Here is a 26,902-nt window from a genome sequence, read left to right on the forward strand (position 1 = left end):
GGCGAAGCGCTGCTCGATTTCGGTGCCAGCGGCATCGGGGCGGGCCATCCGGAAGCGTCGCGGCTCGACCTGTCGCCGTCGGGCGACCTCGTGGAGGCTGCCGCCAACCTCTATGCCCATTTGCGCGCGCTCGACCGCTCCGGCGCCGCGTCCATCGCGGTGGCGCCGATTCCGGCGGCGGGGCTTGGCGAGGCGATCCACGACCGGCTGCGCCGCGCCGCCGCGCCGCGTTGACGGGCGGCCTATTCGGGGAATTTTGTGCCGAACCCCATGGCAGCGCTTGAAATCATCGCACCCCCAGCTTACAGAACGGCCCTCGCGTTATGCAGCTGTAGCTCAGTTGGTTAGAGCGCCTGACTGTGGATCAGGAGGTCGGTGGTTCGAGTCCACCCAGCTGTACCATCGCCGCGGAGGGCTGCGCCCTGCGCGAACGAAAAAGCCGATCCCCGAAATGCCGGGACCATGGCGCCGGTTCGCAACGCCCAGGCTCGCCGCCGCGTCATGACAGCCGTCGCTGTGCGAGGTTCAAGACACGATGGCAAATCCTCAACACGTCCGAGCGATGAGTCACGGTTAGAACGGTCCGCCCGGCCAACATGTCCTCAAGAACATCCAGCAGTTGGCGCTCGGTCTCGTCGTCGAGGGCGCTGGTGAATTCGTCGAGCACGATGAGCACCGGGTCGCGGTAGAGCGCCCGTGCCAGCGCCAGCCGCTGGCGCTGGCCGCCCGACAGGTTGCTGCCGTGTTCGCCGACCCGGGTGGCGAGCCCCTGCGGCAGCGCCTCAAGGGTCGGCAGCAGGCCGGTCGCGGCCAGCGCGGCGCGGACGCGGCCGTCGTCGATGGCGTCATCGTCGATGCCGAACGCGACGTTGCGGCGGATGCTGTCATCCTGAAACGCCGGGTGCTGGGGCACGTAGGCCACCCGCCCGCCGGCGGCGAGTTGCTGTGGTGGCAGCCCGTTGATGTGAACCGTCCCGGCCCGTGGCTCGAGCAGGCCGAGCGCCAGGGCCAGGATGGTGGTCTTGCCGGTTCCGCTGGGACCGACGATGCCGAGGATTTCGCCCGCTTCGACCCGAAACGACAGGCCGTCGAGTACCGGCGGCATGCCCTCGGAATAGCTGAAGCGGACGTCTCGGAACTCCACGCCTCTGGCCGTGCCCGCGGTCGCAGCCGAAGGCGGCGCTTCCCTCGCGGTTATTGCGGGGCGACACTGCCCGAGTTCGCGATTCACCGCCTCCAGCGCCGCCCAATGGTGCCGGATCGAGGTGACGTTGTGGAAAATCTGCTGTGCCGACGGCAGCAGGCGCCAAGCCGCGACCGCGTAGATGGCAAGCAGCGGCCATACGTCGCCGCTGCCCGAGCGGGTCGAGACCAGCACGATGACGATGATGATCATGCCGCCGAACGCGACCGCTTCGATGGCGTAGCGCGGCACCTGCCGCATGATCTGGCTGCGGGCGTCTGCGGCGCCCGAGGCGTGGGCCATGGCCGCGAACCGTTTGGCGAAATAGGCCTCGCAGGAGAAAACCTTAACCTCGGCGATGCCGCTGCACATCTCCGCAGCAATCTTATGCATCTGGATGCGGTAGGAATAGGTTTTCCGGCCGTGCTTGGCGATCAGCGGCGCCAGCATCTTGAAAACGACGAAATAACTTCCGCCCGCCACCAGAAAGGCGATCGCGGCGATCATCGGCTCGACGCCAACGAGCAAGGTGACGATGGCGAAGATCGAGACGAAGCGCGCGACGTTGGACAGCAGCGGGACCAGAACGTTGGCGACCGTGCTGGTCACGTTGACAGACAGCGTCGTCAGCGCCTCGCTGGAATTGCCGCTCAGAAAGCTGGCGTAGGGCCGCGCCAGCAGGTTCTCGAAAATTCGGGTCGAGAGGATTTCGCCGGCACGCCAGGTGAACTGGAAGATGCTGTAAGTCGTGGCGACCTGCAGTGCGTTGCCGATAAGAAGTGCGGTAAACGACAATAGCCCCAGCCCGACAATCGGACTGGAGAACGGCATGGCGCCGACAACCTCCTTCAGCAGGGGATTGCCGATATTTCCGGTAGCGACGTAGTTCACGAACGGCGCAATGCTGGCAACGCCAACGATCTCGGCGATGCTGGCGGCGAACATGATGACGACGATCAGAACCAGCGATCCCTTGCGGTTCAGTTCGCCGAGAACATCGCCGACGTTTCCGAGTATTCGTTTCAGAAACCGGTTCAATACCGAGTTCGCCATAACGTCGTTCTTTCTCCCGTCCGTGGTCGGTTCATCTCGGTCGACCGGCGTCACGCCGCCGCGGCCGGCCGGCCGTTGCCGGTCAAGGCGCGGTCGTCCGTTGTCAGCCAAGCCGTTGATTGAGCTGGAAACCTGACGGTCCTGCTGCTGCAAAGGCCGTGCGGAAGGCCCATCGATGCCGGCGGTACTCACACCAAAATTCCCGCTCGATCACGACGATGCGACGGCGGAGACAGCAGGGTCCCCGGCCCCATCTACCAGCAACGTTCTGGTTTTACCACCTCCGCCCGGCCTTGGCGGAATTATACCAACGGCGCCGGCGGCCGGCCGTCGGTTCCGAGCGCAGTTTCAGCAAGATATTGATTGTAATAATGAAAATCTTGGGCGTTCGACGGCTCCATGCGTCAGCATCCGGCGCGGTTGCTATCGGTCGGTGAGGCTTGGCGCCAACGCCGTTCGTATGGCGGCCAAGGTGGCGGCGTCGAGCGCGACCGCGCCGAGTTTGCCGCCTGCGCGGGCGAATTGCGCGGCGCCCAGCGCGGCGGCGGCGTCGGGCTCGTGCGAGACGTGCACCCCGGCCACGCTGCGGCAGGCGTCGGCGCGGAAGCGGGCGGCGCCGCCGGTGACGACGAGGCGGGAGACGCCGAAGCGGTCGGCCAGCCCGTCTTTCGCTCGCGCCAGCCACCGCGCGAACGCGGCGTCGGGCAGCGCCGGGTCGGCCAGGGTTGCCTGCAGGCAGCCGCGCCGGCCGCAGCGGCAGATCCGGTCGGGATCGCCGAGCGGGAGGTGGCCGAGCGTCGCGGCGCCATCGCCGGTCGCGACCAGCGCGCCGCCGCGGACGAGGCCGACGCCGAGCCCGGTGCCGAGGCTGAGCACGGCAACGGTGTCGGCGCCGCCGAACCCGCCGGCATGGAATTCCCACACCGCCGCCGCCATGCCGTCGTCGAGGTCGAACAGCGTCGCGCCGCCGGTCGCCTGCCGCACCAGCGCCGAGAGGCCGAGGCCGATCCAGTCTGGCCGGCTTGGCCAGCCGTCGATCCGGCCATCGGCATCGAGCCCGGCTGCGCGCGCCAGCCCGACGCCAACGGGGGCGGCATCGCCGCAGATCCGCTCGACCACCGCGCGCAGCGTTGTGCCGGCTTGCTGCGGCGGTGGGGTCGCGATCCGGACGAAACGGACCTCGCCGCTGCGCACCATCCCCACGCCGCGGGTGTGGGTTGCGCCGATGTCCAGCGCCAGGGGCAGCAGCGCGTCCGACGCAGCGGCGCGGGGCTTGGCCGGCCCAGCACCTTTCGCCGACGCGGGAACCGGTTTGCGGACGAAATGCGGCATGTCTGCCTTCGCGGTGCTCGGACCACGCTGCCTCGGCCTGATTGGCATGCGCTCGTGTCACCCGACCGTGGCGGTCACGAACTTGTCGACGCTGCCCGGCATCGCCCGCACCGCGACGTCGCTGAAGCCGGCGCGCTTAAGCCGTGCGGTGAAGTCGGCGATGTCGTCGCAGAACCTGGCGCCGCATCTCAGCCAGTCGACCAGCATGAGGTCGGTGAGGGCAAGCGGGCCGTCGTCTTGGCGGAACATGTCGCGTACCACCAAGGTGGCGCCCGGCTTTGCTGCGCCGCGCGCGGCGTGCAGCAGCCGGTCGAGGGCGTGGTCCGCCAGCAGGTGGGCGACGTTGAGCAGCAAGATCAGGTCGGCGCTGCGGACGGCGCCGGCCACCACCACAGCATCGCGCAGATCGCCGGCGATGAATTCGATCCGATGGTTGGCGCCATCGGCGCGAGCCTGGAAGGCGGGGTGTAGCGCGGGCCGGTCGACCACGCGGAAGCGGGCGGCCGGCAGCAAGCCGGCGAGTTCGGCCGCGACGCTGCCGTCGCCGCCGCCGAGGTCGACCACCCGCGCCGCGCCGGCCGAACCAATGATCTTGCGAACCCGCAGCGCGGTCTCGCGCGCGGTCGCCGCCATCGCCTGCGCAAAGGCCGCGACGAAGGCGGGGTCATCGAGGTCGTCGAGCGGGTCGTTGGTCTCGTCCGACACCAGCGCGCGGCGGAGGCTGTCGCGGCTTCGGTGCCAGTCGTGCAGACGCTGCTCCAAGGCAAGCAGCACACGGTAGCGCGTCAACTCCGGCGAGAGCCGGTAGCGCCCGGCGTCGTGCTCGACCAGCCCGGCCCGTCCGAGCAGCGTCAGCACGATGGCGGCCGAATCCGGGCGCCATCCGGTGGCGCCGGCCAGCTCCTCGACGCCGACGCCGCGTTCCAGCGCGGCGAGGGCGCCATCGCGCTCGGCGAGCATCAACAGTTCGGACAGCTTGTAGGCCATCGCCCAGAACAGCAGCCGTTCGGGCGCTGCATCGGTGGTCATGGTCCAGCTCCGGGCCGCGGCGACGCCGGCCGCACCAGATGGTGGATGCCGACCACCAGCGGCTGGCAGCCGGCGAACCGGCCCTCGCGCGAGGTGGGAAGGGTGAGCCCGAGCGCGAGGAACACCTCGCCCTCGGCGCGTTCGCCGAGCCAGGCCGCGGCGAAGCCACGGTCGAGCGTGCCATCGCCGATGTGCGGGGCGCAGGCCTGGCGGGTCGCCGTCTCCGGCACGATCCAGTCGAACCGTTCGCCAACGTCATCGTCGAACACCAGCCGCAGGAAGGTGCGGCCGCGGGTGTGGCGACGGGCGTAGAGGTCGAGCAGGCGCGCCCGCACCAGCCCGGCCGAGCGCGGCGCCGCCAGTGCGGTCGTCACGTCGTCGGCGCAGACGGCAGTGAGCAGGGCGCGAAAGTCGGCCGCCGCCACGGCGCCGTCGGGTGCCGGCGCGCCGGCGAGGAGGCGGTCCTCGGGACGCGCGGCGCCGGGGTGCGCCGCCACCGCCACCCGCGTCCACCGGCGATAGCGAAACGGCCCGCCGGGATCATCCGCCCAGGTGGCGGGGATGGGCGATGGCCGGATCCAGGCGCCGTGCGCGGTGATGCCGGCGACACAGCCGCGCGCCTCGTCCTCGGTCGTGATGGCGAGCGGCAGCAACCGCAGGGTTTCATCTTGAATCGGCGCGCGGTTTACGTGTGGAATGTGCGCGGTCATGCCGTCCCCCGCCGTGAGGCCCGATGTCCGTCAGCCTGATCGTCATCACACGGGAGACCGGCGCGCGACTGGCGTGCTGCCTGGCCGCGACCGCCGCCCACCGTCCTGCCGCCGACGAGCGCATCCTGGTGGTCGACGCCGAGCAGGTGCCGGCCGCCCTGGACGCGCTCGCGTCCGGCTGGCGGCTGGTGTGCGGCGGCGGCCGTGGCCGGGCGGCGGCGCGCAACGCCGGCGCGGGCGCGGCAACCGGCGACGTGCTCGCCTTTCTCGACGGCGATGTGCTCACCGCGCCGGACTGGCTGCAGCGGCTCAAGGCGGCGCTGACGGCCGGCATCCTCGGCCGTGGCCGTATTCGCGATCTGCTCGGGGCGGCGCCGTGCCGCGACTTCGCCGCCGGCGGGCCGGGGTTCCCGCCGCTTGCGCCGCAGGCGCTGGCGCAGGCCGGCTTCGCCCCGGTCGGCTACCGGCTCGGCATCAGCCTGCTGGAGCAGGCGGTCGAGGCGCGGTTCGTCGCCGGCGAGGCGGCGCTGCCGCCGTGGCTGGCGGCGGCGGGCGCCAATTTCATGGTGCGGCGATCGACCTGGGCCGACCTCGGCGGCCAGGACGAGCGGTTCGGCCGCGACTGGGGCTGCGAGGACCTCGAATTCGCCTACCGCGCCGCAAAGGTCGGGCCGATCGCCTTTGCCGCCGACGCGGTGGGCTACCATCTCGCCCATGTCCAGCCCGGACGGTGGGGCGCCCACGCCCGCACCCACGAGCTGTTTCTTGACCTCCATCCCGGCCCCGCGGTCGCCGCGCTGCCGTGCCTGCTGGCGCCGGATGGCTCGCTCCAGCGCTATCGCGCCGCGCTGGCGGCGGACGGGGTCAGCGGCGTGGGGCGGTGACATCGCTGTCTCCATTCCAGGCCCGCAGCGCCGCCGCGAGGGCAGCCCGGTTTCCGAACAGGCCGACGGCCTGGCTGCGGTAGAGCGCCGCCGCCGCGATCCACGGCTCCACCGCATCGGCGGCGGCCGGATGGCGGCGCGGCGCGTATGGAAAATCCGGGTAGTGCCGCTGCGGTGCGGCGATGCCGGCTGCAGCGAGGCGGACGACGCGGTGGTCGACGTGCGCGCCCGCGCCGCCGGCCGGGACGTGGAGGCGGTCGCCGGCATGCACCACTGCTGCGAGGCGGGCCGCGATCACCACCGGCAACGCCCGGTCGGCCGTCGCAAGCGGGCCGCGCAACGCCTGTGCGTCGGCATAGATCGGCGCGCCGCCGACGGTGCGCAGCGCCGCGTCGACCAAGCCGAGCGAGAGGGCGTCGGCGCCGATCTGCGCCAGCGCCGCGGCGTTCTCGGCCCGGCGCAGCGCCGGCGTGGCGACGCGGCGCCAGCCCTCGCCGGGCAACGCGGCGTCACCGTCGAACACCGTCACCACCAGCGGGCGGGCTCCGGCTGCGGCGACGCCGAGCAGCTCGATCCCGCACGACCACACCGCGTCGTCCGGGTGCGGCGATAGGAACACCTCGCGCCCGGACATCAGAACCGCGCTCCGCCATCGACCGCCAGGGTGGTGCCGTTGATGTAGGCGGCTTCGGCCGAGGCGAGAAACGCCACCGCGGCGGCGACGTCGCGCGGCGTGCCGAGTCGGGCGCAGCCGATGCGCTCGACCACCCGGTGCTGCTCCTCGGCGCTGTAGCTGTCGCGGTCCTCCATCGCCCCCGGCGACACCACGTTGACGGTGATGCCGAAGCCGCCGACCTCGCCGGCCAGCGAGGCCGCCCACGCCGCCAGCGCCGCCTTCGAGGCGGCATAGGCGGCCTGGCCGGGCAGGCCGGCCTGCCCGGCGCGCGAGCCGATGACGACGATGCGGCCGTGCCGCGCCTTGATCATGTCCTTCAGGGTGAGGCGGGCGAACTCGATCTGGGCCGCGACGTTGAGGTGCAGCAGCGGCCCGACCGCGTCCGGTCGTGCCGTGAGCGCCGGCCCGCGCACCTTGGCGCCGGCCGCGAGCACCACCACCGTCGGCGCCCCGGCGGTGGCCTTGAGGTCGCGGACGGCGCGCTGCGGCCCATCGGGTTCGAGGAGGTCGCAGCGCAGCGGCCGGAAGTCGCCGCCCGCCGCGGCGATCTCGGCGCCGAGCGCGTCGGCGCGGTCGTGGCGGCTGCGGTAGAGCCCGACCACCACCGGAATGGTGCGCGCCAGCGCGCGGCAGATCTCGGCCCCGATCGGCCCGGTCGCACCTGTCACCGCGACCATTGGCGGCGCGGTCATTGCGTTGCCGACGGCGGCTCGGCCGCCAGCCGGCGGCGGACGTAGGCCTCCAGCACGTCGAGCGATTCGAGCAGGTCGCTGCGCAGATCCTCGTCGGGAATCTCGACGCCGAACTCGACCTCGATGCCGATCAGGATCTCGAGCGCGTCGACCGAGGAGATGCCGACCTCGCGCAAGAGGTTCAAGCCCTCCAGCGATGCCGGCGGCTGGGTCAGCCGCAGCGATTTGAGAATGGTGTCGGCAATGCGCTCTCGGATCGGTTGCATGGTGTTGCCCTCATTCAGGCCGGTGGATGGCGGGCCAGGACCAGCCGCGCCTGGATTGTGTCCGCAGCCGTGGAACGCGGCACTGCCTTGACCTCGACCTCAAGGCCGAGGTCGGCGAGCGCCGCAGTCAGCTCGGCCAGGGTCAGGAAGGCGGGGCCGCCGTGCGTGATCCAGTCGAGGGCGAACTCCGCCGAGGCGTCGTCATCCTCCAGGAACAGCTCGTCGATCAGCAGGGTGCCGCCGGCGCTGAGGGTGGCGGCGAGCTCGGCGAGCCGGTCTGGCACCCAGCGCAGGCCGTTGAACAGCACGATGGCGTCGAACGGACCGCCGGCGGGCGGCGCTGCCGCGGGGCCGGTGGGGCAGGCCGCCGGGCCGACCGCCCACAGCGCGGAGACCACGCGGTCGCCGGCCGCCTTGCCGTAGCGCCCTGGCCCGGCGCTCACCTCCAGCAGGCGAGCGCCCGGCGGCAGGCCAAGCTGGCGCAAACCGAAGCGGACCCGGAATGCCACCGCGGCGCCGTTCATGGCGTCCAGATAGCTCGCGGTGAGAGCGGGATCGGCGAAGGCGTCGCGCCGGCCGGCGAAGCCTGACCTCATCAGCTCGAGCAGGTGCTGGCGGGTGACGACGACGGCCGACAGTTGCGCCTCGAGCGCGGTCGGGCGGTGCGGCGGCGCCGGTCCGGCGCCGGCCGGCTCGACCAAACCGAACTGCCCGGCAAGGCGCAGCAGCAGTTCGAGCAGCCCCGGATCGAGGCCGAGGTCGGCGGCGATGGCGTCGGTGGTGTTGTTGCCGTCGAGGGCGCCGAGCACGCCGGCGGCATCCAGCGCGAACGCCAGCTCGCTGCGCTTGTAGGCTCGCGCCGCCGCCGCCACCCGGTCAGGCGGGCCGCGCCGCCACACCGCCGGCGCGGCGATCTTGCCGCCGTCGGTCCGCGTCAGCACGGTGCGGACACGGACGTCGTCCGGCCGCATCGCCGGCTGCAGCGTGGCCTCGGCAAAGGCGGAAAACGCCGCGCGGTCGAACGACGCCGGGTCGGTGGGCCACAGCTCGGCGACCAGGCGGTCGCGCCCGCCGGCGGCCGGGGTCGATTTGGCGACCCGCAGCGCCCGCAGGCCGGGGAACGCCGCCAGGTGTTGCTCGACCTCGAGCGGCGCGATCCAGCGGTCGCCGCGGCGCAGCGCGGCGCTGTGGCGGCCGAGAATGGTCACCCGGCCCTCGCCGTCCGCCACCGCGACGTCGGCCATGGCGTGCCAGCCGGCCGGGGTGAGAACCTCGATCAGGCCGGGGGTGCCGGTGGCAGCGGCGACGCCTTGGTGGTCGATGATGCGAATGGTGGCGCCCGGCATCGGCGTGCCGACGCAGCCGGGCGGCAGCTCCTCGAAGCCGGACAGCACCGCGCCGGTCTCGGTCGAGCCGTAATTGCGGGCGAGGCCGACTGCAAAGCGGTCGCGAAAGGCGCGGTCGAGCTCGGCCGTCACCGGGCCGGCGCCAACCATCACCCGGCAGCGCGCCGCGGTGCCGCGGCCCGGCCGCGCCGCCAGCAGGCGCGCCAGCGCCGGCGTCATCACCGTCCAGTCGGCACCCTGCGCCATTGCCGCGGCGATGGCGCCGAGCGCAGCCGGCGGCAGCGGGTCGGCACACCAGCCGCCCACCACGCAGGCGGCGAACCAGCCGAGCGCGTAGGCATGCACCAGCGGCGCCGGCACCAGGATGTGCGCTCCGCCGCCGAGCCGCAGCAGGTCGGCATAGCGCTGTCCTTCCGCGATCAGCGACGCCGCGCTGCGTGGGACCAGCTTCGCCGCGCCGGTCGAGGCCGATGTCGCCAGCACGACGTCCCCCGGCCTCAGCCGGGCCTGGCCGGGCGGGCCGATCAGCCGCGGCCGCTCGCCCGGCACCAAGCGACGCCCGGCGCCGGCGCGCGCCATCGCCGATGCCTGTTCGCGCTCGGTCGCCTCCGGCGCCAGCGGCAGCGCCGCGCCGCCGCACGCCCCGATCAGCAGCAGCGCCAATAGGCTCGGCCCGTCGTTGGCGAGCGGCATGGCGATGATCTCGCCGTCGAGCTCGCCGATCTGCGCCGACTCGCCGTCAACCCAGTCGAGCACGCGCGTCCGCGGCCAGCCCGGAAGCAGCGCGCCGTCATTCGGCCGCAGCCGCAGCGGCGCGAGCAGCGAGCCTTGGGCGAGCACCGCGTCCATCATGCCGCGTGCTCCGCAACGTGCTCGGCCTTGATGCCGGCGATCCGCTCGCGCACCGCGGCGGGGCGGTAGGGCGGGCTGGCGCACAATTCGTCCAGCGAGATGTCGTCGTCGAAATAGAGCGACAGCAGGTCCCATGGCGTGAAGCAGCCGCGGCAGGCGGCGAGCCGTGGCCGCGGCGCCAGCAGGGCGCGATAGAGCGGGGCGCGGCCGACCCGCGCCAGCGCCGCCTGCCAGCCGTCGCCGGCGGCGTTGCCGAGTTCGCTGAACCAGATGTTGGGACAGGCGGTGATGGTGCCGTCGCTGAAGCTCGACACCACCAGTCGCGGCAGGTGGCAGCGGGCGCTGCGGCCGCCGTCGTGGAGAAACCGCACCAGCCGGTCGAGATAGGCTTTGGGCGGCAGGATGCGGGCGAAGCGCTCGAACGCCGCCGCCAGTGCCTCGACATGGCCGATCTGGTCGGGCCGGCAGGCGAAGTGCGCGCTGTCCGGCCCGCGGACCGGGAACGGCAGGAACCGAAGTTCGGTGCCGAACCGGTCCAGCCAGGCGGCGAACGCCACGAGGTGTTGGGCGCTGCGCGAATGGACGACGGCGTACACCTCGAGCGGCAGCCCGGCTTCGATCGCTGCGGCGATGCGGGCGATGATCTTGTCGTGGAGGTCGCCGCGCGGCACCCGGAAGCTGTTGCCCTCGAACAGGTGCGAATCGAGCGAGATTTGCAGCGTGACGTTGGAATGCTGCGCGAGCCGTCGAAGGTGCTCGGGCCGGAGCAGGGCGGCGTTGGTCTGCACCACCACCGAAGCGAACCGCTGCGCCGCGGCCTCGACCAAGTCTAGCACGTTCTGCACCAGGAACACCTCGCCGCCGGTGATCTTGAGCAGCGGCGTGCCGAACTCGGTGGCGATGCGCTCGATCACCGTGTCGATGCGTTGGCCGAGCGGCGTGCTCGCGCTGTAGCAGCCGCGCTGCGGTGGCGCGAAAATCAGCTGTTCGCGGTGCGAACGCTTGAGGTTGCTCTGGCCGGTCAGGCAGTAGGCGCATGACAGGTTGCAGTCGGTCTCGTTGATGACGAGGTCGTTGCCAAGCAGCGTGCCGCTCATGCCGAAATCCTCGCGGGCTGGCTGGCGGCGGCGATGGCGGCGACGTCGATGCCGTGCCGGCGCAGCCGCAGCCCGTAGCGCATCTTGAGGCGTTCGATCTGCTCGATGCGGTCGAGGAACAGGCGCTGGGTCGGTGCCGCCCAGCGCCGGGCGTCGGCGACCTCGAGCCGGCCGGTCTCAGCGCGGTCGGTCAGTTCGCACACCAGCGCGAAATTGTGCCGGGCCATCTCGTGCTTGATCGCGGCGAGCTCGGTGCGGAACCCGGCGAGAATGTCACCGGCGACGCCGTCGCCGGGGTACGCCCGTGCGATCCGGCTGATGAAATTGTGGAGCACGATGTCGTAGGTCTCGAACCGGAACACGGCGGGGACCTCGCGCAGCGTGCTGTTGTGCGAATACTCCTCGTCGAAGATGGCGCTGAGGCAGCTCGCCAGGCGCTGAATGCGCTCGTCGCGGTAACGGTAGGCGTAGGGGTTGAGCGTCTGATGGAAGTCGGGCGACAGCATGCCCGCGGACGCCAGGGTCTCGACCACCTCTGCCCCCGGATAGAGTTCGAGCCGAACGGTAAAGCGCCGCAGATTGTGGCCGACATGGTCGCGCAGGAAAGCGTGGTTGGCCCGCACGGTGTCGAAGCTCGACCACGGATGGAAGGCGATGAAGCCGAACGCGACATGCACCCCGAGCCGGCGCAGCAGCGCGATGATGCGGGTGTTGTCGGCAAGCCGGGAGCGCTTGTGCCAGCGCTCAAGGTCGGCGTCGTTGCCGGACTCGATGCCGACGCAGACCTTTTCCAGTCCCGCCCGCCACAGCAGCTCGAGCAGCGGCTGGTCGGCCGCGCTCCAATTTTGGGCCTGCATGAACACGTTGAAATAGATGCGGAGGTTGCGGGCGATGATCTCCTCGGCGATGGCGCGGACCCGCGCCTTGCCGATCTCGCCGCCGCCGGGGTCCTCGAAGGTGGAGTCGATGAAATCGAAGGTGTTGCAGCCGAAGCGGCCGACCAGCGCCGCGATCTCGTCGACGATGCGGCGGGGCGAGGCGCCGCGCCAGGGCTTCGCCGCCGGCCCGACGCCATTGCGGCTATGCGGCGCGTTGCAGAAGGCGCAGCGGCCGGTGCAGCCGCGGCTGGTGGAAAGGCGCACATAGGGCAGCCGGCCGCCGTGGCGGGCGAGCTGGTCGCGGGCGGGAAATGGCAGGCGGTCGAGGTCGGAGGCGCCGCGCTGGATCGCCGTCTCGGCGATGGTGCCGTCGGCGCGGCGCCAGCACAGGCTCGGCACCGCGCCGAGGTCGCCGCCGCCATGCACCGTCTCGGCAAGGCGCAGCATCGGGATTTCGCCCTCGCCGCGCACCACGGCGTCGAGGAACTGCCAGCCCGAGTTCGTCAGCAGCGTGGCGCCGAGATGGGTCGCCACCGCGCCGCCGCCGACGATCAGCGGCGCCGGACCCAGCGCCGCGCGCAGGCGGGCGCCGAACCGGCGGGCCGGCTCGACCGCGACCGTGGTGAGGCCGATGCCGACGATGTCCGGCCGCAGCGCGATGATCTCGGCGAGGGCGTCGTCGTCGCGGTCGAGTTCGGCCTCGATGATGGCGACCTCGGCCCCGGCGGCGCGCAGCACCGCGGCGATGTAGGCCGGCCCAAGGTGCTCGGGGCTGTCGACCAGATCGCCGCACAGCAGGACCGGCAGCGCCACCCGCAGCGGTCGCGGCCTCGACAGCTCGATCCGTGGCGTGAGGTCGGACCACTCCATCACGGCGCGTTCCCTCACAGATAGCCGAGCTGGGCGAGGCGCCGCTCGATCTCGACCTGATCGGCGAGATTGCGGGCGGCGGGCGAGGCGCCGAAACGGCGGGCCCGCTCGCGCGCCGGTGCCACGGCGTCGGCGTCGCGAACGGTGCCGTCGAGGTGGTCGGGGACCGGCAGGCCGAGCCGGGCGAGGCAGGTCGGCGCAACGTCCTCGACGGCGTAGTCGCGTGCCGGCGCGGCGAGCGACAGCCCGCGGGCGAACAGGATGCCGTCGGGGCGGTGGATGCCGGCCTGGGCCGGCGGCCCCCACAGCCCGTCAGCGACGGCGGGTGCCGCCATCACGTCCCAGCGGCGCGGCAGCAGGATCAGGTCCGGGGCATCCGCGACACGGTGACCGCAATAGACGCTTTCGCGCGGCACCACGTCGAACACCGGCTGGTCGTCGAGCCGGACGGCGGCGATGGCGTCGATGACGTCGCGGGCGACCGCCTCGGCATCGTCGCCGACGATGCCGTCGCGCTGGCGGCCGCGCCGGTTGAGGTTGACGCCGAAGCAGCCGGGCGCGGGCATGAAGGCGCGCGTTGCGCTCCAATCGACGGTGCGGCCGCTGTCGGCGGCGGTGAACCAGCCGGCGGCGAGCGCGGCGTCGACGTCGGTGAAGAAGCGCTTGCAGCAGCGCGGGGCGGCGGCGTCGGCCGCGCTGGCGCGGCAGGCGAGCAGGCCGGCTTGCTCCAGCAGCGCATTGACGTTGAAGGTGGCGCGGCAGAGGCCGAAGCCGTGGTCGGAGGCCACCACCACCGGCACGTCATCGTCGATGGCGTCGAGCAGCCGCTCCAGCGCGCGGTCGATGGCACGGTAGGCGGTCTCGACCTCGGGGCCGGGCTCATCGCCCTGTCCCCAATAATAGTGCGAGACGCGGTCGACCTCGGTGAACACCGCGATCAGGACGTCGACCGGGCGCGCCTCGAGCAGATAGAGAATGGTGTCGGTCTTGCGCTCGATCTGCTCGCAGGCGGCGGTGAGGTAGTCGACGTCGTCGCGGTACATGGTGACGAGGTCGGACTGGTAGTGCAGGCCCTGCCGCGCCAGGTCGTGGATGAGGTCCTTGGGGTGGGCGTAGCCGAGCGTCGGCGTCAGCGGCCATGTCACCATGAAGCCGCGCTCGAGCGGCGCCGGCGGATGGGTCATCGGCACGTGGTAGAGGCCGACCGCGAGGCCGTGGCGCTCCAGCGTGCGCCACAGCGGCTCGCGGCCGAAATCGCCGACGGTGACGAGGGCGGGGCGATAATTCGGCGCCTGCAGCTGCCAGAACTGGTAGATGCCGTGCTCGCCCGGCCCGACGCCGGTGAACATGCTGGCCCAGCCCGGCGCGGTGTGCGGGGGGAACGGCGTCATCAGCGGCGCCCGCGGCTGCGCTGCCGCAAGGCGCGCCAGCGTCGGCAGCCTGCCTTCGGCGCACCAGCGGCCGACCAGCCGGTCGGACGCACCGTCGATGCCGACGATCACCAGCCGCGGGCGGGGTCGGGTGCGGTGTCCGGTCATGGCGGCTGGGCCTTCCTCATGCGCACCGGCTGGACGGCGGTGGACACGTCTAGGTTTTGCGATATCATTACGCAACTTTAGCGAGCGCGCAATGGTCGCTGTCGTCGCCGTCACCGAGGGCCTCGATCTGGGGTTGCTGGCCACGCCCCGCGGCCGGGCGGCCTGCCCGTGGCTGACCCGGCATCTGGCGGCGGCGCCGTGGTGGCGGCTGCCGTGCGGGCCGGCGCCCTATGAGCCGTCGAACCTCGCCACCGCCTTCACCGGCCGCGGCCGCGGCCACCACGGCTGCTATTCCTACTGGCGGATTCGCGGCGATGACGGCGGCCCGCCCGCTGTGCTGACCAGCGGCGACGTGCGCCAACCCTGGCTGTGGGTGTGGCGGGAGCTGGCCGGGCTGCGGATCGCGGTGCTCAATGTCCAGCTCACCTATCCGCCCACGCCGCTCGACGGTGTGCTGCTCGCCTATCTGATGCAGCAGACGCTGCGCTATGCCTACCCGCCGGGATTCGAGCACGAGATGAGGCGGCGGGGGCTTCGCTACGGCCACGACGTCTCGGTGTTCTATCGTGGCGAGCCGGCGGCCTCGTTCCGCGACCGGGTGCTGGCGGTGGCGCGCTATCAGTTGGAAACCGCGCTCGCGGTCGGCCGCGGCCACGACCTTCTCATCGTCAATCTCACGGTGGCCGACCGGCTGTCCCATTTCCTCTGGCACGAACTGGCGGCGCCGGGCGCGGCTGAGCCGGCGGTGCTGGCGGGCTACGCCTTCGTCGACCGGGCGCTGGCGGCGCTCGACGATCTTGCCGGCACCGATCCGCTGCTGGTGCTGTCGGAGATCGGGTTCGGTCCGCTGGTCCGCTTCGAGTCGCTCAACCGCGCGCTGGCCGCCGCCGGCTTCTGCCACGACGATCCGAACGGCGAGGCGGTATCGCCACGCACCCGCGCGCGGGAGGCGGTGCAGGGCAGCCACGGCATCGTGCTGGCAGCGCCCGGATCGGACCCGACGCTGCGCCAGGAGGTGATCGGGTGCCTGCTCGAGGCGCGGGCCGAGGACGGCGCGCGGCTGGTCGCCGCCGCGCTGCCGCGCGAGGAGGTCTATGACGGACCGGCGCTGGCCGAGGCGCCCGACATCGTGGTGATTCCGGCCGACCCTGCCCGGCCGCCGGGCGGTGACCCGCGCTGGGCCCGCCACGTCAATCGCCATCTGCAGACCGGTTGGCATCGCGACGACGGCTTCGTGCTGGTGCGGGGCGGTCGCGCCGTGGCCGACACGGCGCGGCCGGCCTCGCTGGAGAGCATCGCGCCGACGATCGCCGCACTGGCCGGACGCGACGCCCCGTCGTGGTGCGCGCCGGTGCTGGCCCACCGATGAGCCGGCACAAGGGGGGAGAGCGAACCATGGCGAGACCGGCGGTGATCTTCGATCTTGACGGCGTCCTGGTCGATAGCTGGGGGGTGGCGCGTCGCGCGCTCGCCGCCGCCCTGGCGGAGGTCGGCTTTACCGGCGAGGTTCCGCTCGCCGGCTTTCGCGTCCGGCTCGGCAAGCCGCTGCCGGTGATCTTGGGCGAACTCGGGCTGCCGGGGTCGGCCGCGGCGGCGTTCGACCGCCACGCCCTGGCGATGACCGAGGCGGTAACGGCGTTTCCCGGTGTCGCCGCGCTGCTGTTGCGGCTGCGGCGGGCGGAGGTCGCGGTCGGCGTCGTCACCGGCAAGGCGCGGACGCGCTCGCTCGCGGTGCTGGAGCACACCCGGCTTGCCGGTGCGATCGACGCGCTGGTGACGCCGGACGATGCGCCCGGCAAGCCGGACCCGGCGGCGCTGCGCCACTGCCTCGTCGCGCTTGGTGCCGACGAGGCGCTGTTCTTCGTCGGCGACACCGCGGTGGACCGCCAGACCGCGCGCGCCGCCGCCGTGCCGGCCGCGCTCGCAGCGTGGGGGCCGGGTCGCGCCGCTGCGGTAGAGCCGTGGGATCTGCGGTTTGAGACGCCGTGCGCGCTGGTGCGCCATGTTCTCGGCGCGGACAAGGTACTCGACACTGGCGTCGCCGCTGCGACGCTCGCGCCTTCAATGAACAGTCGGGGAGATTGGATATGAGGACCACCGCGGTGATCGGCAGGCTGCCCTGGGTGCTCGGCGACATGCCGGCGGTCGGCCACGACGATGCGCTGTTAATTTTCGGCGGCGCGTCCGGTGCGGAGAATCGCGACGAAATTCTCCACGTGGACGGGCTCGGCAACGTCCGTCCGGTCGGCCGGCTGCCCAGCCCGTGCCGCGGCCATCAGGCGGTCAAGATCGGCAACAGCGTCTATCTGCTCGGCGGCTTCGCCGAGGGCACCTTGCGCGAGGCCTACCGAATCGACCTCGGCACGCTCGAAAGCTGGCCGATCGCGCCGATGCCGCGCGAAAGCGCCTGGTTCAGTGCCACCGAGCTCGACGGCAGGATTTTCGTCGTCGGCGGCTTTTCCATTCCCGATGGCTATTGGGATGAGGTCGCGACCTATGATCCGGCACAGGATCGCTGGAGCCTCGGCAATGGCTTTCCCGCCCACATCTTTCCCAAGGGCGCGCTCGGCAGCAATGCCATCGCCGCGGTGGGCGGCCACATCCTGTCGTTCGGCGGGGCCGATACCTTCGACACCGACGGCATGCGCGCCAACGCGCTGGCCGTCTGCGCGCGGTTCGACCCGGCGACGGCGCAATGGAGCCGGCTGCCGGCGGCGATCGAGCCGCGCGAGAGCCTGGTGGTGGTGGCCGAGGACGGCCGGCTCTTCCTGATCGGCGGCATGCTCAACCCGCCCGCCCACGCCTCCGACCTGATCGAGGCGGTCGACACCGCGACGATGACGGTGACGCCGTTCGCGCGGATGCAGGAGGGGCGGGCGGCGGCCGGTTGCGGTATCGTCGGCGGCCGGCTGCTGATCGCCGGTGGCGTCACCGAAGGGGTGTTCGCGATGACCGACGCCATCGAGGCGGTGGCGATCGATTGAGCAGGCGGTGGGACCGTGATGGGACCGTTCGATGCCAAGGTGCTGCGGGGGCGAATCGAGGCCGTGCTCGGTCCGGAGGCGCACGCGCTGGAGATCGCTTTCCGCCCGATGTTCGGCGGCATCACCGGCTATGCGTTCGGCCGCAATTTCGTGTCGCTGTCCGATGTCGGGCTCGCCCTCAAGCTCGGCGCGGACGATCGCGCCGCGCTGCTGGCGCTGGGCGGGCGGCCGCTGCAATACGACCCGGGCGGGCCGGTCAGCAAGAGTTCGGTGGTGGTGCCGGACGACGTTCTCGGCGACGATGCGCGGCTCGGCGAATGGCTGCGCAGGAGCATCGCATTTTGCCGCGCCGCGCCGGCAACGCCGCGGCGGCCGCGCGCCCGACCGGCCAAGCAACCGCCGCGGCGCGAGCCGTAGGTCTCGCAACGCCGCGCTTTCAAATCCGCGTGCGGATCGCGTCGGCGTGGACGGCGATCTTGTGGAACGCCTCGCCGACCTGATCGATCAGCGCGTCGCCGCCGAGCAGGATGCGGTGGTGCAGCCAGATGCCGCGCTCGGCGAGGCGGCGCGCCACCGGCGTTGGCGCCAGCGCTGCCGGATCGCCGCCGCGCCGCGCAAAGTCGGCGGCGAAATGCGGCACGTCCTGCACCGCGGGATAGATGCGGTAGGCTGGCACGCCCTCGGCGTTGAGGGCGTCGACGATGCTCTGGCGCGGGAGCCCGCCGAACGCCTGCGGCTCGATCTCCATCACCACCATGTACCAGGCGTGGCGGTCGACGTCGGCCGCCACGGCCTGCAGCCGCAGGCCGCCCAACCGCGCCAGCACGTCGCGGAGTTGGCGGGCGCGGCGGGCGCGCAACTCGGCGCGGGCGTCGAGGCGGGCGAGCTGCACGGCCAGCACCGCGCCCTGGAACTCGGTCATGCGCATGTTGCTGCCCAGCACGAGGTGGGCATAGCGGCGGTCGCCGTCGGGCCGACCGCAATTCGTGATCAGCCGGGCGCGCTCGGCGAGCGCATCGTCGTTCGCCAGCAGCAGGCCGCCCTCGCCCGCCGTCATCAGCTTGAAGTTCTGGAAGCTGAAGGCGGCCAATGGCGCGGCGGCCCCGGCGGAGATGCCGCCGCGCCGCGCGCCGTGGGCGTGGGCGGCGTCCTCGATCACGTGCAGCCCGGCGGCCTCGGCCATCGCCGTCAGTGCCGCCATGTCGGCGATGTGTCCGGCGAAATGGACCGGGACGATGGCGCGGGTATGCGGGCCGATGGCGCGCCGGCAGGCCGCGACGTCGAGGCACCATGTGTCGGGCGCGACGTCGACCGGCACCGGCCGCGCCCCCACCAGCATCACCGCCATGCTGGTGGCGACGAAGGTCATCGCCGGCACGATCACCTCGTCACCCGGCCCGACGCCGAGCGCGCGCAACGCAAGCTCGAGCGCGTGGGTGCCGTTGGTGCAGGCGATGCCGTGGCGGGCACCGTGGGCGGCGGCAAAGCCGCGCTCGAACGACATCACCGCCCGGCCGCCCTTCGACCACCATTGCTGGGTCCGCGCCACCGCGAGCAGGGCGCCGTCCTGGTCGGGGTCGATTGGCGGCCACGGCGGCACCTCGCCGGTCACAGCCGGAGGGCCGCCCAGCAAAGCGGGGGTATGCGGGCGACCGTCCAGCATCTGCGCCTCCTGATTGCCGTGGCGGAGGATACACATTTATAAGTGGCAATCAATTCCGCTTACACGCTATTGGTGCAGAGCGCTGGCGCGCACCAACCGGGCGAGACGAGAGGCCGAACGATGGACCACCCCACCGGGCTTGCCGCCAAATTCGTGATCGTCGGCGACGGCTGGGTCGCCCGTACCTGCTACCTGCCGGCGCTGCGCCGGCTGGGCGCGGCGGAGCCGGTGGTGATCGACAGCGCGCCCGAGCACGGCGGCGCGGCGGCGGTCCAGCGGGCGCTGGCGATGGCGCGCGGCCGTCGCGATCTCCTCGCCATCGTCGCCACCCCCAACGCCAGCCATTGGCCGCTCGCCGCTGCGTTTCTGGAGGCCGGCGCCCGCGTGCTGGTCGAAAAGCCGCTCAGCCTGCCGGGCGAGGTCGACCGCGCCGCGCCGGGGCTGGATAGCGACGCATTGAGCCGGCTGTGGGTGAGCGCGCCCTACCGCTTCCGCCCCGACGTGGTGAGGTTGATGGCGGCGGTCGCCGCGGGCCGCATCGGCGCGGTGCGCGAGGTGCGCGCGGCGTGGCGGCGGCGCGCCGGCATCCCGCGGCCGGGCTCGTGGTACACCAGCCGGCGCTGGGCCGGCGGCGGGGTGCTGGTCGACCTCGGGCCGCACCTGCTCGACGTCGCGTTGGCGCTCACCGATTGGCCGGAGGTTGCGGTGACGGCGTCGAGCTTCGCCACCGCCGCCGACTGGCGGATCAGTGCCAGCGGCTGGATGCCGGACGGTGGCCGGGACGAGCTGCCGTGCGATGTCGAGGTGGCGGCACGGCTGGAATTGTCCGACGCCGCCGGGCGCCGGTACGAGGTCGAGGTGGCGTGGGCATCCGATGTCGAGGAGGACGTCACCACGATCGAGGTGGTCGGCAGCCACGGCCGGCTTGAACTCGTCACCCTGTTCGGCTTCGCGCCAGGCCGCACGGTCGGCCGGCTTGCCGGGGCGGTGACCGCCGAGATCGCGCTCGACCGCGACCCCGCAACCGATTTCGCCCGGCTCATCGCGGCGGTGGAGCGCGGCGAGGCGGCAACCGGGCACCAGGGCCTTCAGGTGATGGCGGTGATCGCCGCGGCCTACCGTGCCGGCGGCGCGACCACGGCGGTGCCGCGATAACGCATCCAATACCACCAATTGCGGGCCGCCTCCGGCAGCGCCGGGTCGCGCGCCTGGGCCACCGCGCAGCGGAACACGTCCTCGACGCAGGGGTCGACGCGGCGGCCGACTGCTTGCTCCAGCTCGCGGTAGAGCCGCAGCGGGTCGGCCTTGGCCAGCTGGTCGAGCGAGGTCAGGCCGAGGCCGACCAGATCGGCGGCGATCGAGGGGCCGACCGAATCGAGGCGCTGGAACTGCGCCAAGGCGCACAGCGCGCGGCAGCGGGGAAGCGGGAGTTGCGCCAGCGCCGCAACCTCCTCGGCGGCCATGCCGGCGAGGTCTGCCGTGACCAGCCTGGCCCGCCGCAGCGCGGCGCGCTCGGCCGCGGTCAGCGGCAGCACCACGCGCTTGCGGCGCTGCCGTTCGGTTGTCGTCGCAGGCGGTGCCGGACGTAACGGTTTGGTGCGCGGGGACTTCACGCCTGCACCCTTCGATTGCTGCGGTCGGCGAACGGTATCTCAGATTGCATAGCTAGTATAGCTCCCGTATAAATTGCAGGCGCTGTCAGCCGGGAGGGTGCCTTGCCGACGATCGTGGTGACCGGGGTGGGCGTCAATTGCGCCGCCGGACGAACCTTCCAGGCGTTTCGCGCCGCGCTTCGTGCCGGGGTGCCCGGCACCTCGCCGATCGCCTGGATCCCGGTGTCGCGCCAGGCCGCGATCGCTGCCCAGCTCAAGGACGTTCCGCTCACCGTCCCCGGCCGGTTGCGCCGCATCGCCCGCCGGGCGGTGGCGGAGGCGCTGGCCGATGCCGGCGTGACGGCGGCGGAGGCGGCGCGGGCCGGGCTCTATCTGGCGACGGTGTCGGGCGATGGGCTCACCGCGGAGCGGATGTGCGGCACCATCGCGACCGCCGCCGTCGCCACCCGGTCGCAGCGCGCGGCACTGGCGACGTTTCCGTCCGGCGCGCTGGCCGACCGGCTGGCCCGCGACTTCGGCCTCGGTGGGCCGCGCGACGTCAACACCAACGCCTGCGCCTCCGGCAACATCGCGCTCGCCCGTGCCGTCCACGCCATCCGCGCCGGCCGCATCGACCTCGCGGTGGTGTGCGGCGCCGACCAGATGAAGCCGATCACCTATTATGGCGCCGAGCGCTCCAACATCCTCGGCTCGACCGTTCGGCCGTTCCACCGCGACCGCGACGGCACCGCGCTCGGCGATGGCGCCGGGGCGCTGGTGGTCGAGACGCTGGCATCGGCGCAGGCGCGCAACGCCCGTATCCGCGCCGTGGTCGATGGCTTCGGCATCAGCTGCTCGGAAGATCCACACGAAATCGTCCCGCAGCTCGACGGCCGCGGCGTGGCGCGCTGCATCCGCGCCGCGCTGGCGGACGCCGGGGTGGCGGCGACAACGATCGATTACATCAACGCCCACGCCACCGGTACGGTCAATATCGAGATCAGCGAGTGCGCCGGCATCCGCGCCGCGTTCGGGGACGCCGCCGACCGCATCGCGGTCAACGCCACCAAGTCGTTCACCGCGCACCTGTCGTCGGCCTCGGCGGTGATCGAGGTCGCCGCTGCGGTCGACGCGCTCGAGAGCGGATTCCTGCACGAGACCGCCGGGCTCGACGCGCCCGATCCGGCGCTGGCGCTCGCCTTCGTGCCGCCCGGCGGCCAGCGCCGCGCCATCGCGCGGGCGCTGTCGCTGGCGATGGGGGCGGGCGGGGTCAACACCGCGGTGGTGCTGTCGTCCGCCGCCACGTTGCCGACATGGCCGGCGATGTCCTCGCCGGTGCAGCCGGCAGCGGCCACGGTGTGGCTGAGCGCGGCGGCGGTGGTGTCGCAATCGCCGCCGACGCTGCAGGGCGCCGGCGCGGCGGATCGGCCCACCACCCTCCACTGGACGGCGCTCGACGATCTGCCGCGGCTGTCCGGCGGCGACGCCAACGCCCACTACAATCGTGCCGCCCGCCTCGCACTGGCGGTGGCCACCCGGCTGATCGAGGCGGCCGGGCTTGGCGAGGCCGAGCTCGTCTCCGAGCGGTTCGCGCTGATCGTCGGCACCATGGTCGGTGGCACCTCGACCTGGAGCGAGGTGCTGGCGCGCACCTATGCCGACAATCCCCGCCACATCACGCCGTCGATGGCGCTGTGCCACGGCGCCCATCTCGGCGCCACCTTGATCTCGCGGCGGTTCGGTCTGATCGGCTCGACCGTCACGCTCACCGGCGGCATCACCTCCGGGCTGTCGGCGCTCGGCTATGCCGCCGACCTGATGCGGCTCGGGCAGATCGACCGCGCCGTCGTGTGCGCGATGGACATCGCCGACGCGCCGATGGTGCGGGCGATGGCGCTGCTGCGGGCGCCGGCCGTTGCCGGCCGCGACACTGGCTTTGGCCCGCGCGACGGCGCGGCGGCGGTGCTGGTGGAGACCGAGGCGGCGCGGCACGCCCGCGGCGGCCGGCGGGGCGTCGCGCTGGCGGCGGTGGAGGAGCGCTTCGCGCCGGTCGGGGCGGGCAGGACCGCGCCAGGCCTGGTCGATGAGGCGGTGGCCGCGGCGCTGGGCGGCGCCGGCTGCGCGCTGCGCATCGATGGCACCGCCAATTTTCACCGCTGCACCGGAGGCGATGCGCTGGCCTCGGCCGATGCCAGCCTTGCGCCGGCGTTCGGCGACTGCGGCTCGGCCGAGGCGCTCGCCGCGGTCGCGGCGGGCATGGCGTGTGCGGCGGGCGACGACGCGGTCGGCGAGGTCGCCGTCACCGCGCTGGGCGTCGGCGGTGCCGCCGCCTGCGCCGTGCTGCGGGCGGCGGTCGGGGAGGCGCACCATGGCTGAACCGTTGCCACTTGCGCGCGCGCGCGCCGATTATGTCGCGGCCAACCCCAACTCGCGCGCCTATCGCGACCGCGCCGCGGCGTTCCTGCCGGGTGGCGGCACCCGCTCGTCCTACCATTTCAGCCCGTTCCCGCTGGTGCTCGCCGCCGGGGAGGGCGATGTCGTCACCGACCTCGACGGCCATCGCCGGCTCGACTTCAACGCCAATTTCGGCGTCACCGTGCATGGCCATGGCTTCCGTCCGATCGTTGATGCCATTCGTCGTCAGGCAGAGACCGCGCTGTGCTTCGCCGCGCCATCGCCCGGCGAGGCGGAACTGGCCGAACTGCTGCAGCGCCGGGTGCCGTCGCTGCGTGCGATCCGGTTCGCCAGCAGCGGCACCGAGGCGATGATGGTGGCGATAACGGCGGCGCGCGCCTTCACCGGCCGGCGGCGGCTCGCCAAGCTGCACGGCGGCTATCACGGCTCGAGCGAATTCGGCGCGGTCGGCGGGCCGGGCACCGCGCCCGGCGCGGCTTCGGGCGGCGGCGCGGTGGTGGTGCTGCCGGCCGCCGAGCCTGATGCCGTGCTCGCGGCGGTCGCAGCCCAGGCTGGCGAGCTTGCCGCGGTGGTCGTCGAGCCGATCCAGGGCGCCGCGGGCCTGATTGCGGTCGACCGTGACCTGCTGCGCCGGCTGCGCGATCTCACCGCGCGCCACGGCATCCTCCTCATCTTCGACGAGGTGATGCTGTTCCGCGTCGCCTTTGGCGGCGTCCAGTCGCGACTTGGCATCGAGCCCGACCTCACGGTGCTAGGCAAGCTGATCGGCGGCGGCCTGCCGGTCGGCGCGGTCGGCGGCCGCGCCGACGTCATGGACGTGTTCAACCCCTATCGCGCCGACTGGGTGCGGCTGGCCGGCACCTACAACGGCAATCCGATGTCGATGGCGGCGGGGGTGGCGTGCCTCGCTGCGCTGCAACCGGACGATTTCGTCCGGATGGACGACCTCGCCGCCGACCTGGTCGCGCGGGCCGGCGCACTGCTGCGGCAGCGCCGCATCCCGGCCTCGATCGCCCAGGCCGGCGCATTCTTCTGCCTGCATGCCTTGCCGGCACCGGCGCGCAGCCACGCCGAACTGCAGCGTCAGGACCGGGTGCTGTTCGACACCTTGCATCTCGGCCTCATCAATGCCGGCGTGCTGCTGACTCCGGCCGGGCTCGGCTGCGTGTCGACCCGCACCACCGCGGCCGACATCGACCGCTTCGTCGCCGGCTTCGACGACGCCCTTCGTCGCTACCTGAACTGACCATGTGCGGAATCGCCGCCCTCTACGCGCGCGACGGCGAAATCGGGCCGGTCGAGGCCGCGATGGCGACCATGCTGGCGCGAATGTGGCAGCGCGGCCCGGACAATGCCGGCTGGCGCGGCTGGCAGCGGGCGGCACTCGGTAGCGTGCGGCTCCGCATCCAGGATTTGAGCGCGGCGGCCGACCAGCCGATGAGCGGCGCCGCGGGCCGCGCCCACATCGCCTTCAACGGTGAAATCTTCAACCACCGCACCCTGCGCCGCGACCTCGGCCCGCCGCCCGGCGGCTGGCGGACCCATGGCGACACCGAGACCGTGATCGCCGGCTATGAGCGGCACGGCGCCGGCATCGTCGAAGCGCTGGAAGGCCAGTTCGCATTGGCGATTTTCGACGAGGCGCGCGGCATCATGGTGCTCGCCCGCGACCGCTTCGGCATCTGCCCGCTCTATGTCGCCGAGGTCGGGCGGCTGGTGGTGGTGGCCTCCAGCGTGCGCGCCATCCTCGCGGCGTTTGCCGGCCGCTTCGGCCGGGTCGATCCCGCTGCGCTCCAGCAGTTCCTGCTGCTGCGCTACGTGCTGTCGCCGCGCACGCTGGTCGATGGCATCCGTCAGATCGGGCCGGGCGAGGTCGCGGTGATCGACGGCGGCACGACGCGGCACGAGCGCTATTGGCGCTTCGGCGAGGGACCCGCGCCGGAGGTGGCGGCGGACGGCGCGGTGCCCGAGCTCGCCGCCGCGCTCGAGCGCGCGGTCGCCGACAATTGCAGCGCCGACGCCGGCGTCGGCGTCTTCCTCAGCGGCGGCATCGATTCCGGCATCGTCGCCAGCCTGGCGCGACCGGCCTTGCCGCTGCGCCCGGTCGCCAGCACCATCAGCTTCGGCGGCGCCGACGATGAGGCGGCTGCCGCTGCCGACCTCGCGGCACGGCTCGGTTACGCCCACGTTTCGGCCGTGGCCGAGATGGGCGACGGCACCGGAGCGGTGGACGCCGCCGTCGCCGCCCTCGACGTGCCATGCGGTGCGCGCGACGCGGTGGCGGCGCATGTGCTGGCGGGGGCGCTGCGCAATGCCGCGCCCGCCGCCAAGGTGGTGCTGACTGGTACCGGCGCCGACGAGCTGTTCGGGGGCTATCGCGGCGCCTATTTCGGCCCGGAGCCCGGCCCGCTGCCGATGCAGATGGCGCGCTATCTCACGCTCTATTCGGCGCTGGCGGCGGAGGAGCGGCCGGCGCTGCGGGCGTTGGTGCCGGCCATCGACGAGGGCGCCATCGTGGATGACCTCATCGCGCGGGCGTGCGCGATGCTGCCCTCGCTCGGCGCGCACGATCCGGGACGGGTGCTCGACCTGTTCTATCTGGTCGCCCACCTGCCGGGTTGGGAACTCAGCATTGCCGACACCATGTGCATGGACCGTTCGCTCGAGGCGCGGGTGCCGTTCCTGCACACGGCGGTGGCCACGGTGGCGATACGGGTGCCGAGCGCGCCAGGTGCGGTGCCCGGCCAGGAGAAGATGGCGCTGCGCCGCACCGCCCGGCGCTGGCTGGCGGCCGAAGCGTGTGCGCGGCCGAAGCTGCCGCTCAGCCGGCCGGTGGCGATGTGGCTCGAGCGTTGTCGCAGCCAGCTCGCTTGGCGGCCGGCGGTGCTCGCCGACATTGGCATCGACGCCGGCGCGCTGGCGCGGCTCCTCGCCGGCACGCCCTCGTTCGACGTGTGGTGGCGGCTGTTCGTGCTCGACCGCTGGGTCGCGCGCCACCTGCGGGGTTGATCGATGCCGCGGCGGCCGCGGCGAAGCCGGAGGATGCGATGGAAACGGACGCGGGACGGCAGGTGACGGTCGTCACCGGGTTGCCGAGGTCGGGCACGTCGATGGTGATGCGGATGCTGGCCGAGGGCGGCTTTCCGATCCTGACCGATGGCCTGCGTGGCGCTGACGACGACAATGTCTACGGCTATTTCGAATATGAGCCGGCGAAGGATATTGCCCACTCGGTGGCTTGGCTCGACGCTGCGGCCGGGCGGGCGGTCAAGATCGTCACGCCGCTTGTGCTCCGCCTGCCGCCCGATCGTCCCTATCGGGTGCTGTTCATCCGCCGCGACCTTGGTGCGGTGATCCGCTCGCAGGACCGCATGGTGCGCCGGCGCGGCGGGGAGCCGGGCGAGGCCGATTGGCGGTCGCGACTCGCCGCGATCGAAGCGGAAACCGAGGCGTGGTGCGCGGCGATGCCGGCCGGCCGCACCTTGCGCCTTCGCTACGAGGACACGGTGGCGGCGCCGAAGCTGGCGTCCGCCGCCATCTGCGACTTTCTCGGGCGCGATCTCGCGGTCGCCGCCATGGCCGACGCGGTGGCGCCGCCGCGACCGGTTGCTGGCGACGCTTTACACAACCCATAATAGCGGTATAATCCGCGCTCGACGCCTGATTGTAGTGTCGGCGCCGTCCGCGCCTGGGTGGTGCCGGCCGGCGGCGGAGCGATCAGCCAAGCGTGGCGCCCCCTTGATGCGATGCGCGATCGCGCGCGCAACGGGATCGCCGACGCAAAGGCTGGTGCCGCAATGTCCGAATCGATGCCCGGCCACCTCGGCCGGATTCGCAGACCA

General features: G+C 72.5%; 24 protein-coding genes and 1 tRNA gene (1 of these 25 running past the window's edge). 12 read left to right on the forward strand and 13 right to left on the reverse strand.

What is annotated here, in order from left to right:
* Window positions 1-234 carry the 3' end of an L-threonylcarbamoyladenylate synthase gene (locus BVIR_RS01600; RefSeq protein ID WP_055036137.1) on the forward strand. 762 nt of this gene lie to the left of the window's left edge, so the window shows 234 of its 996 coding nt (coding positions 763-996); the start codon falls outside the window, past its left edge; the stop codon is at window positions 232-234.
* A gap of 91 nt (window positions 235-325) precedes the next feature.
* Window positions 326-402: transfer RNA gene (locus tag BVIR_RS01605), tRNA-His, on the forward strand.
* Between the two features lie 97 nt (window positions 403-499).
* Here the strand turns inward: BVIR_RS01605 and BVIR_RS01610 are convergent.
* The 4 genes from BVIR_RS01610 to BVIR_RS01625 form a co-directional block, all read right to left on the reverse strand.
* Window positions 500-2,428, reverse strand: coding sequence for an ABC transporter ATP-binding protein (locus BVIR_RS01610; RefSeq protein WP_145911904.1), 1,929 nt, complete (start codon window positions 2,426-2,428; stop codon window positions 500-502).
* 231 nt (window positions 2,429-2,659) lie between these two features.
* Window positions 2,660-3,568 carry an ROK family protein gene (locus BVIR_RS01615; RefSeq protein WP_055036139.1) on the reverse strand — a complete coding sequence of 303 codons (909 nt, stop codon included), beginning with the start codon at window positions 3,566-3,568 and terminating at the stop codon, window positions 2,660-2,662.
* 57 nt (window positions 3,569-3,625) lie between these two features.
* Window positions 3,626-4,597: a class I SAM-dependent methyltransferase gene (locus tag BVIR_RS01620; RefSeq protein WP_055036140.1), complete on the reverse strand. Its 972-nt coding sequence runs from the start codon at window positions 4,595-4,597 to the stop codon at window positions 3,626-3,628.
* Window positions 4,594-5,307 (reverse strand): hypothetical protein, encoded by a 714-nt coding sequence (locus BVIR_RS01625; protein ID WP_055036141.1) that lies wholly within the window; start codon window positions 5,305-5,307, stop codon window positions 4,594-4,596. The genes BVIR_RS01620 and BVIR_RS01625 overlap by 4 nt, the downstream gene beginning before the upstream one ends.
* 23 nt (window positions 5,308-5,330) lie before the next feature.
* Here BVIR_RS01625 and BVIR_RS01630 point away from each other — a divergent pair, with 23 nt between their 5' ends.
* On the forward strand, window positions 5,331-6,191 hold the full coding sequence (locus BVIR_RS01630; protein WP_055036142.1) for a glycosyltransferase family 2 protein: 861 nt from the start codon (window positions 5,331-5,333) through the stop codon (window positions 6,189-6,191).
* On the opposite strand, the gene BVIR_RS01635 is transcribed toward BVIR_RS01630, so the two are convergent.
* From BVIR_RS01635 to BVIR_RS01665, 7 genes are read right to left on the reverse strand one after another with little or no spacing between them, the layout of a single operon-like run.
* Window positions 6,172-6,825, reverse strand: a complete 654-nt coding sequence (locus tag BVIR_RS01635) for a PIG-L deacetylase family protein (protein WP_055036143.1) — start codon at window positions 6,823-6,825, stop codon at window positions 6,172-6,174. The genes BVIR_RS01630 and BVIR_RS01635 overlap by 20 nt on opposite strands.
* Window positions 6,825-7,559 (reverse strand): SDR family NAD(P)-dependent oxidoreductase, encoded by a 735-nt coding sequence (locus BVIR_RS01640; RefSeq protein WP_060832942.1) that lies wholly within the window; start codon window positions 7,557-7,559, stop codon window positions 6,825-6,827. The genes BVIR_RS01635 and BVIR_RS01640 overlap by 1 nt, the downstream gene beginning before the upstream one ends.
* Window positions 7,556-7,825 (reverse strand): phosphopantetheine-binding protein, encoded by a 270-nt coding sequence (locus BVIR_RS01645; protein ID WP_055036145.1) that lies wholly within the window; start codon window positions 7,823-7,825, stop codon window positions 7,556-7,558. Before BVIR_RS01645 ends, BVIR_RS01640 begins: the two co-directional genes overlap by 4 nt.
* A gap of 14 nt (window positions 7,826-7,839) precedes the next feature.
* The gene (locus BVIR_RS01650) at window positions 7,840-10,023 is read right to left on the reverse strand and encodes an AMP-binding protein (RefSeq protein ID WP_169788565.1); all 2,184 of its coding nucleotides are present in this window, start codon (window positions 10,021-10,023) and stop codon (window positions 7,840-7,842) included.
* Window positions 10,020-11,120: a radical SAM protein gene (locus BVIR_RS01655; RefSeq protein ID WP_055036147.1), complete on the reverse strand. Its 1,101-nt coding sequence runs from the start codon at window positions 11,118-11,120 to the stop codon at window positions 10,020-10,022. The genes BVIR_RS01650 and BVIR_RS01655 overlap by 4 nt, the downstream gene beginning before the upstream one ends.
* Window positions 11,117-12,868 (reverse strand): B12-binding domain-containing radical SAM protein, encoded by a 1,752-nt coding sequence (locus BVIR_RS01660; protein WP_055036148.1) that lies wholly within the window; start codon window positions 12,866-12,868, stop codon window positions 11,117-11,119. Before BVIR_RS01660 ends, BVIR_RS01655 begins: the two co-directional genes overlap by 4 nt.
* A 14-nt stretch (window positions 12,869-12,882) precedes the next feature.
* Window positions 12,883-14,406, reverse strand: a complete 1,524-nt coding sequence (locus BVIR_RS01665; protein WP_055036149.1) for an alkaline phosphatase family protein — start codon at window positions 14,404-14,406, stop codon at window positions 12,883-12,885.
* Window positions 14,407-14,497: 91 nt separating this feature from the next.
* Here BVIR_RS01665 and BVIR_RS01670 point away from each other — a divergent pair, with 91 nt between their 5' ends.
* From BVIR_RS01670 to BVIR_RS01685, 4 genes are read left to right on the forward strand one after another with little or no spacing between them, the layout of a single operon-like run.
* On the forward strand, window positions 14,498-15,775 hold the full coding sequence (locus BVIR_RS01670) for an alkaline phosphatase family protein (RefSeq protein ID WP_055036150.1): 1,278 nt from the start codon (window positions 14,498-14,500) through the stop codon (window positions 15,773-15,775).
* A gap of 26 nt (window positions 15,776-15,801) precedes the next feature.
* Entirely contained in the window at window positions 15,802-16,497 is a 696-nt protein-coding gene (locus BVIR_RS01675; protein WP_055036151.1) for an HAD family hydrolase, read from the forward strand.
* Window positions 16,494-17,390: a Kelch repeat-containing protein gene (locus tag BVIR_RS01680; protein WP_055036152.1), complete on the forward strand. Its 897-nt coding sequence runs from the start codon at window positions 16,494-16,496 to the stop codon at window positions 17,388-17,390. The genes BVIR_RS01675 and BVIR_RS01680 overlap by 4 nt, the downstream gene beginning before the upstream one ends.
* An 18-nt stretch (window positions 17,391-17,408) precedes the next feature.
* Window positions 17,409-17,807 carry a TfoX/Sxy family protein gene (locus BVIR_RS01685; protein ID WP_055036153.1) on the forward strand — a complete coding sequence of 133 codons (399 nt, stop codon included), beginning with the start codon at window positions 17,409-17,411 and terminating at the stop codon, window positions 17,805-17,807.
* A 19-nt stretch (window positions 17,808-17,826) separates the two neighbouring features.
* On the opposite strand, the gene BVIR_RS01690 is transcribed toward BVIR_RS01685, so the two are convergent.
* The gene (locus tag BVIR_RS01690) at window positions 17,827-19,053 is read right to left on the reverse strand and encodes a DegT/DnrJ/EryC1/StrS family aminotransferase (RefSeq protein WP_169788566.1); all 1,227 of its coding nucleotides are present in this window, start codon (window positions 19,051-19,053) and stop codon (window positions 17,827-17,829) included.
* Between the two features lie 120 nt (window positions 19,054-19,173).
* On the opposite strand from BVIR_RS01690, the gene BVIR_RS01695 reads away from it, so the two are divergent.
* Window positions 19,174-20,208 carry a Gfo/Idh/MocA family protein gene (locus tag BVIR_RS01695; RefSeq protein WP_055036155.1) on the forward strand — a complete coding sequence of 345 codons (1,035 nt, stop codon included), beginning with the start codon at window positions 19,174-19,176 and terminating at the stop codon, window positions 20,206-20,208.
* Here the strand turns inward: BVIR_RS01695 and BVIR_RS01700 are convergent.
* Window positions 20,169-20,588 (reverse strand): helix-hairpin-helix domain-containing protein, encoded by a 420-nt coding sequence (locus BVIR_RS01700; protein ID WP_145911903.1) that lies wholly within the window; start codon window positions 20,586-20,588, stop codon window positions 20,169-20,171. The two genes, BVIR_RS01695 and BVIR_RS01700, sit on opposite strands and share 40 nt — an antisense overlap.
* A gap of 180 nt (window positions 20,589-20,768) precedes the next feature.
* Between BVIR_RS01700 and BVIR_RS01705 the strand changes: the two genes are divergently transcribed.
* From BVIR_RS01705 to BVIR_RS01720, 4 genes are read left to right on the forward strand one after another with little or no spacing between them, the layout of a single operon-like run.
* A complete protein-coding gene (locus BVIR_RS01705; protein WP_055036157.1) occupies window positions 20,769-23,021 on the forward strand; it encodes a beta-ketoacyl synthase N-terminal-like domain-containing protein in 2,253 nt (750 codons plus the stop codon).
* Entirely contained in the window at window positions 23,014-24,306 is a 1,293-nt protein-coding gene (locus tag BVIR_RS01710) for an aspartate aminotransferase family protein (RefSeq protein ID WP_055036158.1), read from the forward strand. Before BVIR_RS01705 ends, BVIR_RS01710 begins: the two co-directional genes overlap by 8 nt.
* A 2-nt stretch (window positions 24,307-24,308) precedes the next feature.
* Window positions 24,309-26,069 (forward strand): asparagine synthase (glutamine-hydrolyzing), encoded by a 1,761-nt coding sequence (gene asnB / locus BVIR_RS01715; RefSeq protein ID WP_055036159.1) that lies wholly within the window; start codon window positions 24,309-24,311, stop codon window positions 26,067-26,069.
* A 38-nt stretch (window positions 26,070-26,107) separates the two neighbouring features.
* Window positions 26,108-26,695 carry a sulfotransferase family protein gene (locus BVIR_RS01720; protein WP_145911902.1) on the forward strand — a complete coding sequence of 196 codons (588 nt, stop codon included), beginning with the start codon at window positions 26,108-26,110 and terminating at the stop codon, window positions 26,693-26,695.
* Window positions 26,696-26,902 lie beyond the last annotated feature (207 nt).

Source organism: Blastochloris viridis, from assembly GCF_001402875.1.
GTDB classification, from domain to species: Bacteria; Pseudomonadota; Alphaproteobacteria; order Rhizobiales; family Xanthobacteraceae; genus Blastochloris; species Blastochloris viridis.

Excerpts from the sequence above, each read along its gene's own strand:
- BVIR_RS01615 (WP_055036139.1), bottom strand. The coding sequence starts at position 3,568 with ATGCCGCATTTCGTCCGCAAACCGGTTCCCGCGTCGGCGAAAGGTGCT.
- BVIR_RS01620 (WP_055036140.1), bottom strand. The coding sequence starts at position 4,597 with ATGACCACCGATGCAGCGCCCGAACGGCTGCTGTTCTGGGCGATGGCC.
- BVIR_RS01625 (WP_055036141.1), bottom strand. The coding sequence starts at position 5,307 with ATGACCGCGCACATTCCACACGTAAACCGCGCGCCGATTCAAGATGAA.
- BVIR_RS01630 (WP_055036142.1), top strand. The coding sequence starts at position 5,331 with ATGTCCGTCAGCCTGATCGTCATCACACGGGAGACCGGCGCGCGACTG.
- BVIR_RS01635 (WP_055036143.1), bottom strand. The coding sequence starts at position 6,825 with ATGTCCGGGCGCGAGGTGTTCCTATCGCCGCACCCGGACGACGCGGTG.
- BVIR_RS01640 (WP_060832942.1), bottom strand. The coding sequence starts at position 7,559 with ATGACCGCGCCGCCAATGGTCGCGGTGACAGGTGCGACCGGGCCGATC.
- BVIR_RS01645 (WP_055036145.1), bottom strand. The coding sequence starts at position 7,825 with ATGCAACCGATCCGAGAGCGCATTGCCGACACCATTCTCAAATCGCTG.
- BVIR_RS01650 (WP_169788565.1), bottom strand. The coding sequence starts at position 10,023 with ATGATGGACGCGGTGCTCGCCCAAGGCTCGCTGCTCGCGCCGCTGCGG.
- BVIR_RS01655 (WP_055036147.1), bottom strand. The coding sequence starts at position 11,120 with ATGAGCGGCACGCTGCTTGGCAACGACCTCGTCATCAACGAGACCGAC.
- BVIR_RS01660 (WP_055036148.1), bottom strand. The coding sequence starts at position 12,868 with ATGGAGTGGTCCGACCTCACGCCACGGATCGAGCTGTCGAGGCCGCGA.
- BVIR_RS01665 (WP_055036149.1), bottom strand. The coding sequence starts at position 14,406 with ATGACCGGACACCGCACCCGACCCCGCCCGCGGCTGGTGATCGTCGGC.
- BVIR_RS01670 (WP_055036150.1), top strand. The coding sequence starts at position 14,498 with ATGGTCGCTGTCGTCGCCGTCACCGAGGGCCTCGATCTGGGGTTGCTG.
- BVIR_RS01675 (WP_055036151.1), top strand. The coding sequence starts at position 15,802 with ATGGCGAGACCGGCGGTGATCTTCGATCTTGACGGCGTCCTGGTCGAT.
- BVIR_RS01680 (WP_055036152.1), top strand. The coding sequence starts at position 16,494 with ATGAGGACCACCGCGGTGATCGGCAGGCTGCCCTGGGTGCTCGGCGAC.
- BVIR_RS01685 (WP_055036153.1), top strand. The coding sequence starts at position 17,409 with ATGGGACCGTTCGATGCCAAGGTGCTGCGGGGGCGAATCGAGGCCGTG.
- BVIR_RS01690 (WP_169788566.1), bottom strand. The coding sequence starts at position 19,053 with ATGCTGGACGGTCGCCCGCATACCCCCGCTTTGCTGGGCGGCCCTCCG.
- BVIR_RS01695 (WP_055036155.1), top strand. The coding sequence starts at position 19,174 with ATGGACCACCCCACCGGGCTTGCCGCCAAATTCGTGATCGTCGGCGAC.
- BVIR_RS01710 (WP_055036158.1), top strand. The coding sequence starts at position 23,014 with ATGGCTGAACCGTTGCCACTTGCGCGCGCGCGCGCCGATTATGTCGCG.
- asnB (WP_055036159.1), top strand. The coding sequence starts at position 24,309 with ATGTGCGGAATCGCCGCCCTCTACGCGCGCGACGGCGAAATCGGGCCG.
- BVIR_RS01720 (WP_145911902.1), top strand. The coding sequence starts at position 26,108 with ATGGAAACGGACGCGGGACGGCAGGTGACGGTCGTCACCGGGTTGCCG.